We start from the raw sequence: 19088 nt of genomic DNA, 5'->3' as shown, positions 1-19088 counted from the left end.
TTGCCGTAATAATACCCAATAATAGCATGTTTATTTATACAGTGTCTGTAGTGACGGGCGCTGTCAGGTTGCCGCTCTTAACAGTATCCGCATACAAAACAGCGCTTGACGGATTCAGGGTGGCTCACGACAATCCGTCATCCTGATGAAAAGAATGTGGATAGTATGGAAGCCTGGCTGGAACATCTTATTACGCAATCACTTGCCTGGTCGCTGCTGGCTGTAGGGTTGATTACCTTTTTCGAGTCGCTGGCGCTGGTGGGATTGCTGCTGCCCGGAACGGTGCTGATGGCGTCGTTTGGCGCACTGATCGGCAGCGGGCAAATCGGACTGTATCCTGCCTGGCTTGCGGGTACCGTCGGTTGCCTGGTAGGTGACTGGGCCTCCTATCTGATCGGCTGGCAGTTTAAAGGGCCGCTGCACCGCTGGTCCTTTATTAAAAAGCATCAGGCGCTGATGAATAAGACCGAGCATGCGTTACATCAGCACAGCATGTTCACCATCATTGTCGGCCGTTTTGTCGGGCCAACCCGACCGCTGATCCCGCTGGTGGCGGGGATGCTTGAGCTGCCGGTGAAGAAGTTTATTCCGCCGAATATTATCGGCTGCGTGCTGTGGCCGCCGCTCTACCTGTTGCCGGGGATCCTGGCCGGGGTGGCGATTGATGTGCCAAAGGAGGCCAGCAGCGGCACGTTTAAATGGCTCCTGCTGGCGGTAGCGCTGCTGATGTGGCTTGGCTGCTGGCTGTGCTGGCGCTGGCTTCGGGCGAAAAAACAGTCCGACTGGGCGACGCCGTATCTGCCGTCTTCCCGCCTGCGCTGGCTGGCACCGTTAATGATGGTGATTGCTGTCGCCAGCTTTGTCGCCCTTCAGTTTAACCCGATGATGCCGGTCTTCCGCCAGCTACTGTGGCAGGTCTTTATCGGACACTGATCCCCAACACGGCAGCTTCACTTACCTCGCCCTGCAGCAGCGCGGAAGTGCTGCCGTCCCAGTACACCCGGCCATCAACAATCAGCACGCTGCGCGGCGTAATGCGTGCAGCGTCTTCAATACTGTGCGATACCATCAGCAGGGTGATATTGCGTTCCAGGCAAACTTCATCCACCAGTTGCAGCATCTCCTGACGTAGTGCCGGATCCAGCGCCGAGAAAGGTTCGTCCAGCAGCAGTACCGGCTGTTTCCGTACCAGGCAACGGGCGAGGGCGGCACGCTGGCGCTGACCACCAGACAGTTCTCCAGGCAGGCGCGTCAGGTACTCTCCCAGTCCGACACGCTGCGCAATGCTTTGCAGCGCCTGCTTTTGCTGGTGATCCAGTTTCAGCCCCGGATCTAACCCCAGGCCAATGTTCTGCGCTACCGTCAGATGCGGAAACAGATTATTCTCCTGAAACAGCATTGAGACCGGTCGCCTGGCGGGAGGCGTCTCGCTGTGCTCCTCGCCGTTAATCAGCAGGCTGCCGCTGTCCGCCGTCAGAAAACCGGCAATCAGGCTCAGCAGGGTACTTTTCCCCGCGCCGCTTGGCCCCAGCACGGCAAGCCTTTCCCCGACCTGCATATTGAGTGAAAAGCGCATCGGCAGGTGGTTATAGATCCAGGTAAGGTTAGTCAGCGTCAGCATAGCGGCCCGGCAGTTTTTCAATCAGGGTAAATAACAGGAAACACAGCAACAGCAGCAGCAGGGCGGTTACCGCACCGTCTTCACTGCGGTAAGAGCCAATTTGCTGGTAGAGGTAGAACGGCAGCGTACGGAAGTCTTCATTGCCGAACAGCGCCACCACGCCGAAATCGCCAATTGACAGCACGCAGGCGAAAGCCAGCGCCTGAGCCAGCGGTCGCTTCAGCGCCCGCAGTTCAATCAGTCGCAGCCGGTTCCAGCCGCGGATATCCAGCGACAGGCACAGGCGGTTATAGCGTTCGGCAATGTCGCGCAGCGGGTTTTCCAGTACTTTCATGGCGTAAGGCACGGCCATCAGCGCATTGGTGAAAATCACGATGCCCTCTGCCGATTGCGGCAGGCCAGTGGTCTGGTTGAGTAACAGGAAAAAGCCGGTCGCCAGCACGATGCCCGGCATGGCGAGGATCAGCATGCCGCTCAGCTCCAGCGCCTGTCCGGCAAACTCACGCTGCTTAAGCCGGAGTTCCCGGCTGCTCCATAGCAGCATGGTCGTCAGGATCACACAGAGTAGACCCGCAGCCACCGCAATACGGACTGAAGTGAACGTGGCCTGCCACAGCGCCGGTTGTTGCAGCACGGTGGGCAAGCCGCGATTGATACCATCCACAATCACCGCCAGCAGTGGCGGTACTAGCAGCAGCAGGGCCAGCGAGATCAGTACAGTATCCAGAGTTTTTGCCGACAGGCTGTCCTGCGGATTACGCCAACCGCTGACGCTGGCCGTGCCGGACGGAATGGCTTTACTGAGGCGCTGGCTGAGCATCACCAGCCCCAGGCAGCACGCCATCTGAATCAGCGCCAGCAGCGCCGCTCGCCCCGGATCGTAATCAAAGCTCAGCGCCTGGAAAATGGCGAGTTCGATGGTGGTCGCTTTGGGACCGCCGCCCAGTGACAGCACGGTGGCAAAGCTGGCGAAGCACAGCATAAAGATCAGCGCACCGGCTGGCAGGATTTGGCGTCGCAGCCACGGCCATTCCACAATGCGGAAGTGATACCAGCCTTTCATGCCCAGTTGAGCGGCCAGCTGGCGCTGCTCGCCGGGTATTTGCTCCAGCGCCTGCAACAGTAACCGGGACGCCAGCGGGAGGTTAAAGAAAACATGTGCCAGCAGGATGCCCTGCAGCCCGTAAGGGGTGAAATTGTACTCGATTCCAAGCCCGGCACAGAGCGTGGCCAGCCAGCCGGTGCGGCCGTAAACGCTGAGGATACCGAACACCGCCACCAGCACCGGCAACACCAGCGTCATGGCGCACAACCTCAGCAAGGCTTCTCTTCCCCTGAAGCGGCGTCGGTACAGCGCACGGGCCAGCGGGATCGCGGGCACCACAGCCAGTACGGCGGAGAGAGAAGCCTGCAGGAATGAGAAGCGCAGCACGTGCCACAGATAATCATCATGCCAGACAGCGCTCCAGTCGATCTCTGGCGCGTTGTACCACAAAGCACAGAAAGCCAGAAGAGCCACGGCGACCAGCAGCATCGCTGCCAGCCCGCCGGGCACTAAAGCCGCGAGGATCAGCGGCTGACGGCGCGTTGCCATGCACTGATCCATTCGCTGCGATGGCTGGCCACTTCCTGCGGGGGGTATTGCAGTGAGGTGGCCGGAACGGTCAGGGTATCAAACCCGGCTGGCAGCTGGCTTTTCACTACCGGATACATCCAGTTGCCGGTCGGGATGGTGTCCTGGAAGGGTTTATCCAGCATGAACTGCATAAACTTCTGCGCCAGCTGTGGCTGTTTGCTGGATTTCAGCTGCCCGGCAACTTCAACCTGCAGGTAGTGGCCTTCGCTGAAGTTGGCCGCAGCATACTGCGACTTCTTCTCTTCGATCAGGTGATACGCCGGAGAAGTGGTGTAACTGAGCACCATGTCGCTCTCGCCCTTCAGGAACAGCCCATAGGCTTCACTCCAGCCCTTGGTCACGGTGACCGTTTTCTTCGCCAGTTTCTGCCAGGCTTCCGGGGATTTATCGCCATAGACTTTCTGCATCCACAGCAGCAGGCCCAGGCCTGGCGTGCTGGTACGGGGATCTTCATAAATCACCTTCAGCGGGCGATCGGTCTCCACCAGTTCTTTCAGGCTTTTCGGCGGATTTTGCAGCTTAGTTTTGTCATAAACAAAGGCGTACCAGCCATAGTCAAAAGGCACAAATGTGCTGTCTTTCCAGCCGCCAGGCACGGTGGTTTTGCTGGTGTCGACGTTGCTTTTGGCAAACAGGTTGGTTTTTTCAGCGGCATCCAGCAGGTTGTTATCCAGCCCCAGTACCACGTCAGCCTTGCTGTTTTTACCTTCCATACGCACGCGATTAAGCAGCGAAACGCCGTCTTCCAGCGTGACGTACTTCAGTTCGCAGCCGCAGTTGGCTTCAAAGGCTTTCTTGATTGCCGGGCCGGGGCCCCAGTCGGCAGAGAAGGAGTCGTAGGTGTAAACCGTAAGCTGAGGTTTGGCGGCAAAAGCAGGGAATGCACTGATAATTAGCAGAGGAAGGACTTTCTTTAACACTTTGCGTTTCCTTGATGGTTAGGGTATCGCAAAGGATCTGAGCGGGCTAAAACACTCTCAAATCCCTACGCCGGTATAATCCGGATCAGGTTCGACGGGTCTGTCTCAGCGTAAGAAGTTAATAACCTGTTACGCACCCCGTTGAGAACGGCCTATTCTAGTGATTTCACGGCGGTAGCGAAAGCGTCATGATTCGGGCGGGGCAAACCAGGCAGATTTAAAGTCAAACCAGCCCAAAGTGTTCATCCGCACGCCGCGCATGCTTCGTTCACCTTCCAGCAGCAGCCAGTGGTGGAACAGGGGATGCAGGCTGTAGGTGTTGATCAACTGTTTGCTCCATTCCGCCAGCGGTAGCTTCTGTTCACGCCACAGCTGTGCATCTTTTTCCCAGTCAATTTTCACGCAGTGGTGCACCAGCGGGACTTCATAAAGCAGGGCGAACAGCGAGAACTCCAGCGGCAGGGTAAAGTTAGCGCTGCCCAGCCAGATATCGCTTTCTGCCTCGCCACGGTGCCAGGTCTCATAGTCGACCTGCTGAGTCACCAGTTTCACACCGTTCGCCGCCAGAATGGGTTCAAGCGCGTTGGCGATACCCTGATGTTCAATATGATCGTTGTACCAGGTGAGCGTCAGCGAGGTCAGTCCCTCAGGTTTGGGAGTGACGGTCATATCTCGCCGGTGGTGCCAGCGTGGCAGCAGGCCATAGGCCGGGAACCAGTAGCGCTGATAGCCAATTCCCGCATTGCTGAGCAGGGCTATCGGATTGAAAATCATGCTCACCCAGCGCCGCAGTTGTTCATTGCGTCCCTGTTCAGAACGCTGGTCGAACAGCAGGAAGTAACAGCCTTCTTCCAGGCGGCTCTCTTCTGATTTTTCGTCAACGTTGCCGCCCTGTAGCCTGACGCCGGAATAGACCAGTTCCTCGCTGATATCCGGCAGCACCCAGATGTTGACCTCGTCGATCAGCGCACGGAAACCAAAATAGTCATCAAAAGCCTGGATCCGCAGCTGGGTCTGCTGATTTCGCACCACGGCATAGGGGCCAGTGCCAACCGGTTGACGGGAGAAGTCCGGCATTGAAGGCCACTCTTCTGGCAGGATCATGGTATTGACGCTACCCAGCAGCCACGGCAGCCAGCTTTCGGGATGGTGCAGGTGGATATCCAGTGTCCAGGGGGTGGAAGAGGCAATTTGCCGGAGGTTGGCGTACAGCGGCTGGTTTTTCAGTCTTTCGAGCGTGGCGATAACGTCGGCCATCTCCAGCTCGCGGCCATGATGGAAATGGATTGCGGGACGTAAATAAAAACGCCAGTGCAGTGGCGAGACCTGTTGCCAGTGGTGGGCAATATCGGCTTCTATTTCCCCATTTTCCTCATTTATCCGCGTCAGCCCGCTGAAGATTTGCCGGGCAAGATGCGTCTCCGAACGCCGGAGCGGGGTGCCGGGCAGCAGGTTGAGCAGCGATCGGTAATAGAGCACGCGCAGGATATGTTTGCCCTGGCGGAAGCTCCGTCCCAGATGGGAAATCAGCATCTGGCGGACGGTATTTTTATCTCCCACCAGCTGCACCAGCTGATCGATGCGATCCTGCTCCAGCAGGTCTTCCGCGCGCTGCTGCTGCAGCGCCAGCCCGGTATAGAGGAAGCTGAGCTTCGAGCGTTTTCCCCTGCCAGCTTCGGCCTGCCATTCCAGCCATCCCTGAGCCTGCATAGCATTCAGCAGGTTACGCATATGGCGACGGGAGCAGCTGAGTTGTATGGCCAGCTCGCTTAGGGTGGTCTCCTGCGACTGCCCTTCGCAGCATTGCCAGAGCCGGATGAACTGCTGTTGTAAGCGGGGTGAGGACATAAAAGGGGAACCCTTGCGGTAAAGCTGTCTGTTTTTCCTGCCTTATATTAGGCCAATAATAGGCACAGATGAAAGAGCGGGAGGCATTCTCTGAATGGCGCTCTGACATCGTGAACTATTTATATCTGAGTATGGTGCGACTTCACCAGCCAGCCGGTTTTTTACCTGCTGGCTTTTTTCATTGGGCCGTTTTTTCTTCTATGCTTCCTCTTTGTCGTCCGCTTTGTGCAACGACATTTTTCTTGAAGGACCAGGTATGAAATCGCTTCTTTCGCCTCGCCGTCGTCTTAATCCTGTCTATCTCGCGTTTATGGCCGTCTCTTTTATGGTGGGCGTGGCGGGTGCGCTGCAGGCACCGACGCTCAGCCTGTTCCTGACGCGCGAGGTGGTGGTGCGTCCGTTCTGGGTGGGACTGTTCTATACCGTCAACGCGATAGCGGGCATTGTGGTCAGCCTGTTGCTGGCCAAACGCTCCGATAACAGCGGCGACCGGAGAATGCTGATCCTGTTCTGCTGCCTGATGGCGGTGGGGAATGCACTGCTGTTTGCCTTTAATCGTCACTACCTGACGCTGATCACTTTTGGCGTACTGCTGTCCGCGCTGGCCAGCGTGTCGATGCCGCAGATTTTTGCGCTGGCCCGTGAATATGCCGACAGCTCGGCGCGGGAAGTGGTGATGTTCAGCTCGGTGATGCGTGCACAGCTTTCTCTGGCATGGGTTGTCGGGCCGCCGCTCTCTTTCGCACTGGCGCTCAATTACGGCTTCACCACCATGTTTCTGGTTGCTGCCGGGCTGTTTGTGGTGTGTATCGCGCTGATTTGGTTTGCGTTACCTTCCGTGCCCAGGGTTGAGCAGTCGCCGGAAGTGGTGATGACTCAGACCAGCGCGTGGAAGAATAAAGATGTCAGGCTACTGTTTATTGCCTCGTTGCTGATGTGGACCTGCAACACCATGTATATCATTGATATGCCGCTGTATATCAGCAGCGTGTTAGGCCTGCCTGACCGTCTGGCCGGGCTGCTGATGGGCGTGGCTGCCGGGCTGGAAATTCCAGCCATGCTGCTGGCAGGGCATTACGTTAAGCGGTTTGGTAAGCGCAAAATGATGCTGTTCGCCGTGGCGGCGGGCGTGGTGTTTTACCTTGGGCTGGTGCTGTTCCACTCGCGGGTGGCGCTTATGGTGCTGCAGATCTTTAATGCGGTGTTTATCGGCATCGTGGCGGGGATTGGTATGCTCTATTTTCAGGATCTGATGCCGGGGCGGCCGGGAGCAGCCACCACGTTGTTCACCAACAGTATTATGACCGGGGTGATCCTGGCGGGAGTACTGCAGGGCGCGCTGGCGGAGACGTTCGGGCACTCTTCGGTGTACTGGGCGGCGCTGCTTCTCTCGCTGGTCTCGCTGGCGATGTCCGCTAAAGTAAAGGATGTCTGAGAACTGACTGAAATCTTTATCAGACGATTTTGGTTATGTCGGATTTGGTTATGTCGGAAGAAGCGGATGAGGGTTTCATCAGACGACACTGAAGCATGTGGCGCGGGGAACACAGGCCGGGAATAAAGCGTCTCACGCCATGGACGGCGTGAGTCGGGCAGTCACGGATGACGCCTTTTGCGTCTTTATGAGCGGCCTGTGTTCCCCGCGCAGGCACCATAACGGAATAGTTTAACGATGAAAGGGAACTTTCTGGCCTGCGTTCCCCGTGCTTTACATTGCTGAGTTGGCTGAAGCTGGTTTCAGCCAGATGTCAGCCTTCGCAATATAAGATGCGTTGGTTACCGTAAAAACGCAGGCTGTTTTTGCTCGTAAGCGCTGATATCCACATCGTGCTGCAGCGTCAGACCAATGCTATCCAGCCCGTTAATCAGGCAGTGACGGCGGAAGCTGTCGATGCTGAACGGATAGCGCTTCTCACCAGCGATGACCTGCTGGTTTTCCAGATCGACCGTAAAACTCACGCCAGGCTCATCCGCCACTTTCCGGAACAGTTCGTCCACTTCCTCTTCGCTCAGCGTCACCAGCAACAGCTGATTATTGAAAGAGTTGTTGGCAAAGATGTCCGCGAAGTCGCTGCCGACAATCGCCTGAATGCCATAGTCGGTCAGCGCCCAGGGAGCATGTTCGCGGGAAGAGCCACAGCCAAAGTTCTCGCGCGTCAGCATAATGCTGGCACCGCTGAACGCCGGTTTGTTAAGCACAAAATCCGGGTTTGGGATTTGGCCTTCCGCATCGGTATAACGCCAGTCATAGAACAGGTTGCGGCCAAAACCGGTGCGCGTCACCATCTGCAAAAACTGCTTCGGGATGATGGCATCGGTGTCCACGTTGGCGGCATCCATTGGCACCACAATACCGGTATGCTGCGTAAATTTCCTCGCCATGGTGGCTCCTTAATTGAGGGTCGCTGCGGACACTGGCTGCATGCTGTTCTGCTCGCGTATGTCAGCAAAGTGACCGGCTATTGCCGCCGCTGCCGCCATGGCCGGGCTGAGCAGATGAGTACGCCCTCCGCGCCCCTGGCGACCTTCAAAATTACGGTTGCTGGTGGAGGCACAACGCTCGCCCGGGTTAAGGCGGTCATTGTTCATCGCCAGGCACATCGAGCAGCCAGGCAAGCGCCATTCGAAACCGGCATCGAGGAAGATCTTGTCCAGACCTTCCGCTTCAGCCTGAGTTTTAACCGGTCCGGAGCCTGGCACCACATAAGCCTGCACCCCATCAGCGATTTTGTGTCCTTTAACGACTGCCGCAGCGGCCCGCAAATCTTCGATACGCGAGTTGGTGCAGGATCCGATAAACACTTTATCGATCGAAACGTCGGTCAGCCTGATCCCTGGTTTGAGATCCATATAGGCCAGTGCTTTTTCCGCTGAAGCCCGCTCGTTAGGATCGCTGAACGAGGCCGGGTCGGGAATAAAGTCATTCACCGCAATCACCTGTCCCGGATTGGTTCCCCAGGTCACCTGTGGAGCAATATCGGCCGCATTCAGGGTGACCACTTTGTCGAACTTCGCGCCGCTGTCGGATTTCAGCGTGCGCCAGTAAGCCACCGCCTCGTCCCAAGCCTGAGCGTCGGGGGCAAACTGGCGGCCTTTAACATAGTTGAAGGTGGTGTCATCCGGTGCGACCAGGCCCGCTTTCGCCCCCAGTTCAATGGCCATATTACACAGCGTCATTCGGCCTTCCATGCTCAGGGCTTCCACAGCCGGACCGCAAAACTCAACCACATGGCCGTTACCGCCGCCGCTGCCGGTTTTGCCAATAATCGCCAGCGCGATATCTTTGGCTGTGATCCCCGGTGCGGTCTGGCCGAACACTTCTATCTTCATTGTTTTGGCACGGGACTGTTTCAGCGTCTGCGTTGCCAGCACGTGTTCCACCTCGGAGGTGCCGATACCAAAGGCCAGCGCCCCGAAAGCACCGTGGGTGGAGGTGTGCGAGTCGCCGCAGACGATGGTCATGCCCGGCAGGGACATCCCCTGCTCAGGACCAATCACATGTACGATGCCCTGGAAAGGGTGTTTAAGGTCATACAAACGCACGCCAAACTCTTCGCAGTTCTTGATCAGCATCGACATCTGGATGCGGGCCATCTCGCCGCTGGCGTTAATATCACGGGTCTGGGTGGAGACGTTGTGATCCATTGTTGCGAAGGTCTTTGACGGCTGGCGCACCGGTCGTCCGTGCGCCCGCAGGCCATCAAAGGCCTGCGCTGAGGTCACTTCATGCACCAGGTGGCGATCGATGTACAGCAGCGGCGTTTCATTTGGCGCTTCATACACGACATGGGCATCAAACAGCTTCTCGTATAATGTTTTCATAATCAGGTTTCGCTGATAAATCGGGCAATAATCGAGCCCATTTCCCCGGTGCTGATGGCGTTGCCGTCACCGGCTAAATCTCCGGTGCGGTAGCCTTCCGCCAGCGCGCGGCTGACTGCCTGCTCAATGGCATCGGCAGCTTCGGCTGCGTCCAGGCTGTAGCGCAGCAGCAGTGAGAGGGAGAGGATCTGGGCAATCGGGTTGGCAATATTTTTACCGGCGATATCCGGGGCGGAGCCACCCGCTGGCTCAAACAGGCCGAAGCCCTGCTCGTTGAGGCTGGCAGACGGCAGCATGCCCATCGAACCGGTGATCATCGCGCATTCGTCGGAGAGAATGTCGCCGAACAGGTTTGAACAAAGCATCACGTCGAACTGCGATGGCTCTTTGATCAGCTGCATGGTGGCGTTGTCGATATACATGTGGCTCAGTTCGACATCCGGATAATCTGACGCCACTTCATTCACAATCTGACGCCACAAAATCGAGGACTGCAGCACGTTAGCTTTATCGATTGAGGTGACTTTTTTGCGGCGCTTGCGGGCTGATTCAAAGGCGATACGGGCAATACGCTCAATCTCAAAACGGTGATACACCTCAGTATCGAAAGCGCGCTCGTGCTGGCCGCTGCCTTCACGACCTTTTGGCTGACCAAAATAGATGCCGCCGGTCAGCTCACGCACCACCAGGATATCAAAGCCTTGGGCCGCAATATCGCTGCGCAATGGGCAGAAGGCTTCCAGCCCCTGATGCAGGCTGGCCGGTCGCAGGTTGCTGAACAGCTTAAAGTGTTTACGCAAAGGCAGCAGGGCACCTCGCTCTGGCTGCTCCGCAGGAGGTAAATGTTCCCATTTCGGGCCACCTACCGAACCAAACAGAATGGCATCTGCCTGTTCGCAGCCTGCGACTGTTGCTGGTGGCAGCGGTTCGCCGTGACGGTCGATGGCCACGCCGCCGACATCATATTCGCTGGTGGTGATGCGCATACCAAAACGCTGACGTATGGCATCGAGCACTTTACCGGCCTGAGCCATAACTTCCGGGCCGATTCCGTCACCGGGTAACACTGCAATATGATAAGTCCTGGACATTACACCGCTTCCTTCTGGTCTTTGGCTTTAGATTTACGCTGCAGTTCCTGCTCAACCTGACGGGCGCGCCAGATGTTGTTCAGGGCATTGATCATCGCTTTGGCTGAGGATTCCACGATATCTGTTGCCAGACCCACGCCGTGGAATTTACGGCCGTTGTAGTTGACCACGATATCCACCTGACCCAGCGCATCTTTGCCGTGACCTTTGGCGGTCAGCTGATATTTCACCAGTTCGGCATCGAAATCGGTGATGCGGTTGATCGCCTGATAGACTGCGTCTACCGGGCCGTTACCGGTTGCCGCTTCGGATTTCACTTCTTCACCACAGCCCAGCTTCACGGAGGCAGTTGCCATCACGCTCGAGCCGGACTGCACGCTGAAGTAATCCAGGCGGAAGTGTTCAGGCTCTTCGTTCTGTCTGTTGATGAACGCCAGCGCTTCCAGATCGTAATCGAACACCTGGCCTTTTTTGTCCGCCAGCTTCAGGAAAGCGTCATACAGCGCATCCAGATTGTAGTCATTCTCTTTATAACCCATTTCATCCATGCGGTGTTTTACTGCCGCACGGCCGGAGCGTGAGGTCAGGTTCAACTGCACCTGATTCAGGCCGATCGACTCCGGGGTCATGATTTCGTAGTTTTCACGGTTCTTCAGCACGCCGTCCTGATGAATACCGGAGGAGTGGGCGAAGGCACCGGTACCGACCACTGCTTTGTTAGCCGGGATAGGCATATTACAAATCTGGCTGACCATCTGGCTGGTGCGGTAGATTTCGTTATGTTTGATGTTGGTGTGCAGGTTCATCAGCTGGCTGCGGACTTTGATCGCCATGATCACTTCTTCCAGTGCACAGTTACCGGCACGCTCGCCCAGACCGTTGATGGTTCCTTCTACCTGTCGGGCACCGGCCTGCAGCGCAGCCAGAACGTTACCGGTCGCCATGCCCAAATCGTCATGGGTATGCACGGACAGAATGGCTTTATCAATGTTGGGTACGCGGTTGCGCAGCTGAGCGAAGATGTTGCTGTACTCGCCCGGCAGGGTGTAACCCACGGTATCCGGGATATTGATGGTGGTGGCACCGGCATTGATCGCCGCTTCCACCACGCGGCACAGATCATCAACAGGGGTACGGCCGCCATCTTCGCAGGAGAATTCAACGTCGTTGGTGTAGTTACGGGCGCGTTTCACCATGGTCACTGCACGCTCAATCACTTCCGGCAGCGTGCTGCGCAATTTGGTAGCGATATGCATTGGCGAAGTCGCCAGGAAGGTATGAATACGGTAGGCCTCTGCCACTTTCAGGGCTTCATAGGCTGCGTCAATGTCCTTCTCAACGCAGCGCGCCAGGGCGCAAACACGGCTGTTTTTAACCTGACGGGCAATGGTTTGTACCGATTCAAAGTCACCAGGAGAGGAGATAGGGAAGCCGACTTCCATCACATCAACGCCCATACGCTCCAGTGCGAGTGCGATTTGCAGTTTTTCTTTAACGCTCAGACTAGCCTGTAACGCCTGTTCGCCGTCACGCAGAGTGGTATCGAAAATAATTACTTGTTCGCTCATCGGGTATTCCTTGTCGTGTTTGCTTTGCCAGAACTACGGGCATAAAAAAACCCGCGCAATGGCGCGGGTTTTCCAGGCTTGCAAGCCTGAATCAGTGATTCATTCCGCCCACAAGTCTACCGCGCACAGTGAATGCGTTTAGTAGTAGACCAAGTAGGAGGGTGGTACGAATCATTGAGTCAGACCTCGTAAATTTGCTGTTCCCTTATTGATACTTGAAAGCCGGGGGGGATGTCAACCCTGGCCGTAAGGTTATAACGGTGCGGTTAAGGGAAATTATTCTGAGGCCAGGGCAGGTTGCAGAAGAAAAAGGCACGGTGGCTGTTCTCAGAAATCTCTGCCCGGCGGATGAGAAAATATATCCCATAGAATCAGGTCTGAAACACCTTTTTAATCAATGTGTTGCATAGGTAAAACTTATGGATTAACCCGGCTAATAATAACCCTGGGATCAGTTAATTATTTTAAGAAATTAAATTCATTAAGAATATAAATCTAAAATAGTGACAAAGTTTGAACAGGTACGCTTCAAATCTTGTTAACTTTGTTTTAATAACAAAACGATCGCGCTGTAAATTAATTTTCCGGCAGTATAAACCGCTTTTCTTCAGCCGTCTGGTCAGTGTATTTGTCGTTAAGTCCCCACCGGAAGTAGCGCCTTAGCATCCACTGTCCTGCCCCGGTAACCTGGATGGCGTTTGCCTGCTAACTTTTCTGCGGTTATGGTATTTCCTCAACTAAAAGCAAAAATACCGGGGCGCTGCCCTGTACCTGGATTTTGGAAACGATTTCCACCCCTTTACTAAATACAGGTTTTGACCTTATCCGCCCGCTCCCGCCCTGCGTCCTTGCCGGAGGCGCTCGCAGATAAATCAGCACCTTAAAGCCTGGAGGCAAAAATGGAGATGTTGTCAGGAGCCGAGATGGTCGTCCGATCGTTGATCGATCAGGGCGTTAAACATGTATTCGGCTACCCCGGCGGGGCCGTACTGGATATCTACGATGCACTGCAGACTGTCGGCGGTATTGACCACGTGCTGGTCCGCCATGAGCAGGGTGCCGTGCATATGGCAGATGGCTATTCCCGTTCTACCGGTGAAGTGGGCGTGGTGCTGGTCACCTCCGGCCCGGGTGCAACCAATGCCATTACCGGCATTGCCACTGCTTACATGGATTCCATTCCGATGGTCGTGCTCTCCGGTCAGGTGCCTTCTTCGCTGATTGGTTATGATGCCTTCCAGGAGTGCGACATGGTCGGCATCTCCCGGCCGGTGGTGAAGCACAGCTTTATGGTCAGGCTGGCGGAAGATATTCCTGCGGTAATGAAAAAAGCTTTCTGGCTGGCCTCCAGCGGCCGTCCCGGACCGGTGGTAATCGACCTGCCGAAAGATGTGATGAGCCCGGCGAACAAGCTGCCTTACGTCTGGCCGGAATCTGTCAGCATGCGTTCTTATAACCCGACCACGCAGGGGCATAAGGGACAAATTAAGCGCGCGCTGCAAACTCTGCTGGCCGCCAAAAAACCGGTGATCTATGCCGGTGGCGGCGTGATTAACGCAGAGTGTCACGATGAGCTGCGCCAGATTGCTGAAAAACTGAATCTGCCGGTGACCTGCTCGCTGATGGGGCTGGGCGCGTTTCCGGGCACCCATCGGCAGAGCGTCGGAATGCTGGGGATGCACGGCACCTATGAAGCCAACATGACCATGCATAATGCTGATGTGATTTTTGCCGTCGGCGTGCGCTTTGATGACCGGACCACCAACAATCTCGCCAGGTATTGTCCGAACGCGACGGTGCTGCATATTGACATCGATCCGACGTCAATTTCGAAAACTGTGGCGGCAGATGTGCCGATCGTCGGTGATGCGAAACAGGTGCTGAGCCAGATGATCGAGCTGATGGTTCAGGGCGAAAATGAACAGAATTATGACAGCCTGCGCGACTGGTGGCAGAGCATCGAACAGTGGCGTGCCCGTCACTGTCTGGAGTTCGATCGCAGCAGCGAAAAGATCAAACCGCAGGCTGTGATCGAAACCATCTGGCGCCTGACCAAAGGCGAGGCGTATGTGACCTCCGATGTGGGACAGCATCAGATGTTCGCCGCGCTCTACTACCAGTTTGACAAGCCGCGCCGTTGGATTAACTCAGGCGGTCTCGGCACCATGGGCTTTGGCCTGCCAGCCGCGCTGGGAGTTAAGCTGGCGCTGCCGGAAGAAACCGTGGTTTGCGTCACTGGCGACGGCAGTATCCAGATGAACATTCAGGAGCTGTCCACTGCGCTGCAGTATGATCTGCCAGTGCTGGTGCTGAGCCTCAACAACCGTTTCCTCGGTATGGTGAAGCAGTGGCAGGACATGATTTACTCCGGCCGCCATTCTCAGTCCTATATGGAATCGCTGCCTGATTTCGTCCGTCTGGCGGAGGCTTACGGCCATGTCGGGATCGGCATCAACCATCCTCATGAGCTGGAGCCGAAGCTGACCCAGGCGCTGGAAGAGTTGGGCAAAGGGCGGCTGGTGTTTGTGGATGTCAACGTTGATGGCACCGAGCACGTATACCCAATGCAGATTCGCGGTGGCGGGATGGACGAAATGTGGCTGAGCAAAACGGAGAGGACTTAATTATGCGTCGTGTTTTATCGGTACTGCTGGAAAACGAATCCGGCGCATTGTCGCGCGTGGTGGGCCTGTTCTCCCAGCGCGGTTACAACATTGAAAGCCTGACCGTCGCGCCAACTGACGATCCAACGCTTTCGCGCATGACCATTCAGACCGTGGGTGATGAAAAGGTGCTGGAGCAGATCGAAAAGCAGTTGCATAAGCTGGTGGACGTGCTGCGTGTCAGTGAACTGGGGCAGGGCGCTTACGTTGAGCGTGAGATTATGCTGGTGAAAATCCAGGCCAGCGGTTACGGCCGTGAAGAGGTGAAGCGCAGCGCTGAAATTTTCCGCGGTCAGATCGTTGACGTCACGCCGTCGCTTTATACGGTTCAGCTCGCCGGGACCAGCGACAAGCTGGATGCCTTCCTGAGCACCGTGCGTGGCGTGGCCGAAATTGTTGAAGTGGCCCGCTCCGGTATCGTTGGCGTCTCCAGGGGCGATCGCATTATGCGATAATTTCGCCTGTCAACAGGCTCTGTACTAAGCTAACCCGGCGTAATGCCGGGTTTTTTATTTTTGACAGAAAGCTCCCGCGCATAACTAAAAGCAGTTGCTCGCTAAACTAATCTGCTGTTAGATGTAACAAATGTCTTATCCATAGCCGCGATGTGGCTATTTTTTGCGCCGTTGCGGTGCCAGGTGGAGTTATTGTGAAACTGGATGAAATTGCGCGCCTTGCCGGAGTATCGCGCACGACGGCCAGCTACGTTATCAATGGTAAAGCTAAGCAGTATCGTGTCAGCGATAAAACCGTCGAGAAGGTGATGGCGGTAGTGCGTGAGCATAATTACCATCCTAACGCGGTTGCTGCAGGACTGCGTGCAGGGCGTACCCGCTCTATTGGCCTGGTTATTCCCGACCTTGAGAATACCAGCTACACCCGCATCGCTAACTATCTTGAACGCCAGGCTCGCCAGCGCGGCTATCAGCTGCTGATTGCCTGCTCTGAAGATCAGCCCGACAACGAGATGCGCTGCGTTGAGCATCTGCTGCAGCGTCAGGTTGATGCGATTATCGTCTCCACCGCTCTGCCGCCGGATCACCCTTTCTACCAGCGCTGGGCCAACGATCCGCTGCCGATCATTGCGCTGGACCGCGCGCTGGATCGTGAACACTTCACCAGCGTGGTGGGAGCAGACCAGGACGATTCAGAGATGCTGGCGGCTGAATTGCGTAAGCAGCCGGTTGAGTCTGTCCTGTTCCTCGGTGCGCTGCCAGAGTTGTCGGTCAGCTTCCTGCGTGAAATGGGGTTCCGCCAGGCGTGGAAAGACGATCCGCGTAAAATTGATTTTATTTACGCCAACAGTTTTGAACGGTCCGCCGCAGCAGCATTGTTTGAAACCTGGCTGGAAACCAATCCCATGCCGGATGCGCTGTTCACCACTTCGTTCGGTCTGTTGCAGGGCGTAATGGACGTGACGCTGAAGCATGAAGGACGCTTGCCAACCGATCTGGCAATTGCCACTTTCGGCGATCATGAGCTGCTGGATTTCCTCGAATGTCCGGTACTGGCCGTGGGCCAGCGTCACCGCGATGTGGCGGAACGGGTGTTGGAGCTGGTGCTGGCCAGCCTGGACGAGCCGCGTAAACCCAAACCGGGATTAACCCGAATTCGCCGTAATCTATACCGCCGTGGGCGATTAAGCCGCAAGACAACTTAACGTTTTACAAAAAAAGGCAGTCCAGCGCTGCCTTTAAAACTTTTCCCACTGAGATCCTCTCTCATCCATCCGTTTAAAAATGTTAACGTTAACCCTCTGCTTCATTACGTAAGTAAAAGTAAAGGCGAAGGAGCTTAACCTTATCTTTATATATTGCCTCACGTTTATTAGGAATCCACACATCTGCTTAAGCTCTGGCACAGGTGCAACGGGTGCAGACTGGGATTTTGTTAGGAAATACCTTAAAATGCCGCCCGCGTCGCAAAGTTCTTCCGGAAATTTTTGCGGCCTGAAACTGGCATATTTTTGAGCAATGTAAAATTCTTCCAGAAATTCCTGCCACTATTCATTAGTTTATTTTTAAATTCCTGAGTGATCCGCGATTTTTTAACTCCTTTGCGTTTTTATCAGTAAAGAAATAATCCTAATCGGCGTCCGCTGCGGCTTGACAATGTTTTCCTCCGCTCCGTAAACTCCTTTGGTGGGAATTTGTGGTGGAAAGTGGTGAAAGAGGGTAACTGGAGGGTGAGGCTGGCATGTTCCGTGGGGCAACGTTAGTCAATCTCGACAGCAAGGGGCGGCTCGCCGTGCCTACGCGCTATCGCGAAACGCTGATCGGGGAATCACAGGGGCAAATGGTTTGTACCATTGACCTCCACCAGCCATGCCTGCTGCTTTATACCCTTCCCGAATGGGAAATTATTGAACGTAAGCTGGCGCGCTTATCAAGCATGAACCCCGCAGAACGCCGTGTTCAGCGTTTGTTACTCGGGCATGCCAGCGAATGCCAGATGGATAATGCAGGCCGTCTGCTGGTGGCGAACACGCTGCGCCAGCACGCGAACCTGACCAAAGAAGTGATGCTGGTTGGACAGTTCAACAAATTTGAGCTGTGGGATGAACAGACCTGGTATCAACAAGTCAGGGAGGATATTGACGCGGAGCAGTCGACTCAGGAGCCGTTATCTGAGCGTTTGCAGGACTTGTCACTATAGCTATGCAGGAAAATTTCAGACATACCACGGTGCTGTTGGACGAGGCGGTTAACGGCCTCAATATCAAATCTGACGGCAACTATATTGATGGCACCTTTGGACGAGGTGGGCATTCACGCCTGATCCTCTCACAGCTGGGAGAGAAGGGCCGCCTGTATGCCATCGATCGCGACCCGCAAGCAATTGCAGCCGCAGCCGACATTACTGACCCGCGTTTCACCATTATTCACGGCCCCTTTTCCGCGCTGGCAGACTATGCCGAAGAGCGGGGGCTGACCGGCAAAATTGATGGCATTCTGCTGGATTTGGGGGTCTCTTCCCCGCAGCTGGATGATGCCGAGCGGGGCTTCTCATTTATGCGCGACGGACCGCTGGACATGCGAATGGACCCGACCAAAGGATTGTCGGCCTCGCAATGGCTGCTTCAGGCTGAAGAGAACGATATCGCTTTCGTGCTGAAGACTTTTGGTGAAGAGCGGTTTGCCAGGCGTATCGCCCGCGCCATTGTTGAGCGCAACCGTGAACAGCCCATGACGCGCACCAAGGAGCTGGCGGATGTGATTTATGCCGCCACGCCAGTGAAGGACAAGTTTAAACACCCGGCGACCCGCAGTTTTCAGGCAATCCGTATCTGGGTGAACAGCGAGCTGGAAGAGATTGAGCAGGCACTGAAAGGTGCGTTATCCGCGCTGGCTCCGGAAGGACGTCTGTCGGTGATCAGCTTCCACTCACTGGAAGACCGCATTGTGAAGCGCTTTATGCGCGAGCAGAGCCGCGGTCCGCAGGTTCCGGCTGGTCTGCCAATGACCGAGGCGCAGTTAAGCAAGTTAGGGGGGCGTCAGCTTAAGGCTCTGGGCAAGATGATGCCGGGCGAAGCTGAAGTGGCTGAAAACCCACGGGCGCGCAGCTCTGTTTTACGTATCGCTGAGAGGACCGCGTCATGATTGGCAACGAGCGACACAGTTTACCGGGAGTCATTGCAGGCGATCTGTTACGCCACGGCAAAATTCCGTTAATCCTTGCTGTCGGCGTGTTGGTCTCTTCGGTACTGGTGGTGACCACGGCGCATAAAACCCGCCTGCTTACCGCCCAGCGTGAACAGCTGGTACTGGAACGTGATGCGCTGGATATCGAGTGGCGCAACCTGATCCTGGAAGAGAATGCCCTCGGCGATCACAGCCGGGTTGAGAGGACGGCAACGGAAAAACTGCAGATGCAGCATGTCGACCCATCGCAGGAAAACATCGTGGTACAACCGTAAGGG

At 55.7% G+C, this 19088-nt stretch carries 17 protein-coding genes and 1 riboswitch; of the genes, 8 read left to right on the top strand and 9 right to left on the bottom strand.

What is annotated here, in order from left to right; translation table 11 throughout:
• Positions 1-165: 165 nt before the first annotated feature.
• Positions 166-933: a DedA family protein gene (locus AC3Y5R_RS04245; RefSeq protein ID WP_489920289.1), complete on the top strand. Its 768-nt coding sequence runs from the start codon at positions 166-168 to the stop codon at positions 931-933.
• On the opposite strand, the gene thiQ is transcribed toward AC3Y5R_RS04245, so the two are convergent.
• From thiQ to sgrR, 4 genes are all read right to left on the bottom strand, one after another.
• Positions 920-1621: a thiamine ABC transporter ATP-binding protein ThiQ gene (thiQ, locus tag AC3Y5R_RS04240; protein WP_489920288.1), complete on the bottom strand. Its 702-nt coding sequence runs from the start codon at positions 1619-1621 to the stop codon at positions 920-922. The two genes, AC3Y5R_RS04245 and thiQ, sit on opposite strands and share 14 nt — an antisense overlap.
• Positions 1605-3215, bottom strand: coding sequence for a thiamine/thiamine pyrophosphate ABC transporter permease ThiP (gene thiP / locus AC3Y5R_RS04235; RefSeq protein WP_489920287.1), 1611 nt, complete (start codon positions 3213-3215; stop codon positions 1605-1607). The genes thiQ and thiP overlap by 17 nt, the downstream gene beginning before the upstream one ends.
• A complete protein-coding gene (gene thiB / locus AC3Y5R_RS04230; RefSeq protein ID WP_489920286.1) occupies positions 3191-4177 on the bottom strand; it encodes a thiamine ABC transporter substrate binding subunit in 987 nt (328 codons plus the stop codon). Before thiB ends, thiP begins: the two co-directional genes overlap by 25 nt.
• Positions 4178-4221: 44 nt before the next feature.
• Positions 4222-4328, bottom strand: a riboswitch (TPP riboswitch).
• 35 nt (positions 4329-4363) lie between these two features.
• On the bottom strand, positions 4364-6025 hold the full coding sequence (gene sgrR, locus AC3Y5R_RS04225; RefSeq protein WP_489920285.1) for an HTH-type transcriptional regulator SgrR: 1662 nt from the start codon (positions 6023-6025) through the stop codon (positions 4364-4366).
• Between the two features lie 256 nt (positions 6026-6281).
• On the opposite strand from sgrR, the gene AC3Y5R_RS04220 reads away from it, so the two are divergent.
• The gene (locus AC3Y5R_RS04220; RefSeq protein ID WP_489920284.1) at positions 6282-7460 is read left to right on the top strand and encodes an MFS transporter; all 1179 of its coding nucleotides are present in this window, start codon (positions 6282-6284) and stop codon (positions 7458-7460) included.
• Between the two features lie 341 nt (positions 7461-7801).
• On the opposite strand, the gene leuD is transcribed toward AC3Y5R_RS04220, so the two are convergent.
• From leuD to leuL, 5 genes are all read right to left on the bottom strand, one after another.
• Positions 7802-8407: a 3-isopropylmalate dehydratase small subunit gene (gene leuD, locus AC3Y5R_RS04215; RefSeq protein ID WP_489920283.1), complete on the bottom strand. Its 606-nt coding sequence runs from the start codon at positions 8405-8407 to the stop codon at positions 7802-7804.
• A gap of 9 nt (positions 8408-8416) precedes the next feature.
• The gene (gene leuC / locus AC3Y5R_RS04210) at positions 8417-9847 is read right to left on the bottom strand and encodes a 3-isopropylmalate dehydratase large subunit (protein ID WP_489920282.1); all 1431 of its coding nucleotides are present in this window, start codon (positions 9845-9847) and stop codon (positions 8417-8419) included.
• Positions 9848-9849: 2 nt separating this feature from the next.
• Entirely contained in the window at positions 9850-10938 is a 1089-nt protein-coding gene (gene leuB, locus AC3Y5R_RS04205; protein ID WP_489920281.1) for a 3-isopropylmalate dehydrogenase, read from the bottom strand.
• Entirely contained in the window at positions 10938-12506 is a 1569-nt protein-coding gene (leuA, locus tag AC3Y5R_RS04200) for a 2-isopropylmalate synthase (protein WP_489920280.1), read from the bottom strand. Before leuA ends, leuB begins: the two co-directional genes overlap by 1 nt.
• A gap of 91 nt (positions 12507-12597) precedes the next feature.
• Positions 12598-12681 carry a leu operon leader peptide gene (leuL, locus tag AC3Y5R_RS04195; protein WP_158785248.1) on the bottom strand — a complete coding sequence of 28 codons (84 nt, stop codon included), beginning with the start codon at positions 12679-12681 and terminating at the stop codon, positions 12598-12600.
• A gap of 724 nt (positions 12682-13405) precedes the next feature.
• Between leuL and ilvI the strand changes: the two genes are divergently transcribed.
• The 6 genes from ilvI to ftsL all read left to right on the top strand — a co-directional run bounded on the left by ilvI (position 13406) and on the right by ftsL (position 19085).
• Positions 13406-15130, top strand: a complete 1725-nt coding sequence (gene ilvI / locus AC3Y5R_RS04190; protein WP_489920279.1) for an acetolactate synthase 3 large subunit — start codon at positions 13406-13408, stop codon at positions 15128-15130.
• A 2-nt stretch (positions 15131-15132) separates the two neighbouring features.
• Positions 15133-15624 (top strand): acetolactate synthase small subunit, encoded by a 492-nt coding sequence (ilvN, locus tag AC3Y5R_RS04185; protein ID WP_489920278.1) that lies wholly within the window; start codon positions 15133-15135, stop codon positions 15622-15624.
• Positions 15625-15818: 194 nt separating this feature from the next.
• On the top strand, positions 15819-16829 hold the full coding sequence (cra, locus tag AC3Y5R_RS04180) for a catabolite repressor/activator (RefSeq protein WP_489920277.1): 1011 nt from the start codon (positions 15819-15821) through the stop codon (positions 16827-16829).
• A 536-nt stretch (positions 16830-17365) separates the two neighbouring features.
• Complete coding sequence (gene mraZ, locus AC3Y5R_RS04175) at positions 17366-17824, top strand: division/cell wall cluster transcriptional repressor MraZ (RefSeq protein WP_158781847.1); 459 nt, start codon at positions 17366-17368, stop codon at positions 17822-17824.
• Between the two features lie 2 nt (positions 17825-17826).
• Positions 17827-18768, top strand: a complete 942-nt coding sequence (gene rsmH, locus AC3Y5R_RS04170; protein WP_489920276.1) for a 16S rRNA (cytosine(1402)-N(4))-methyltransferase RsmH — start codon at positions 17827-17829, stop codon at positions 18766-18768.
• The gene (gene ftsL / locus AC3Y5R_RS04165) at positions 18765-19085 is read left to right on the top strand and encodes a cell division protein FtsL (protein WP_489920275.1); all 321 of its coding nucleotides are present in this window, start codon (positions 18765-18767) and stop codon (positions 19083-19085) included. The genes rsmH and ftsL overlap by 4 nt, the downstream gene beginning before the upstream one ends.
• Positions 19086-19088 lie beyond the last annotated feature (3 nt).

The sequence above is a fragment of the Erwinia sp. 009765445 genome (assembly GCF_058137865.1).
Note: the sequence above shows the minus strand (reverse complement) of the source record. Positions and strands in the feature narration are given on the sequence as shown.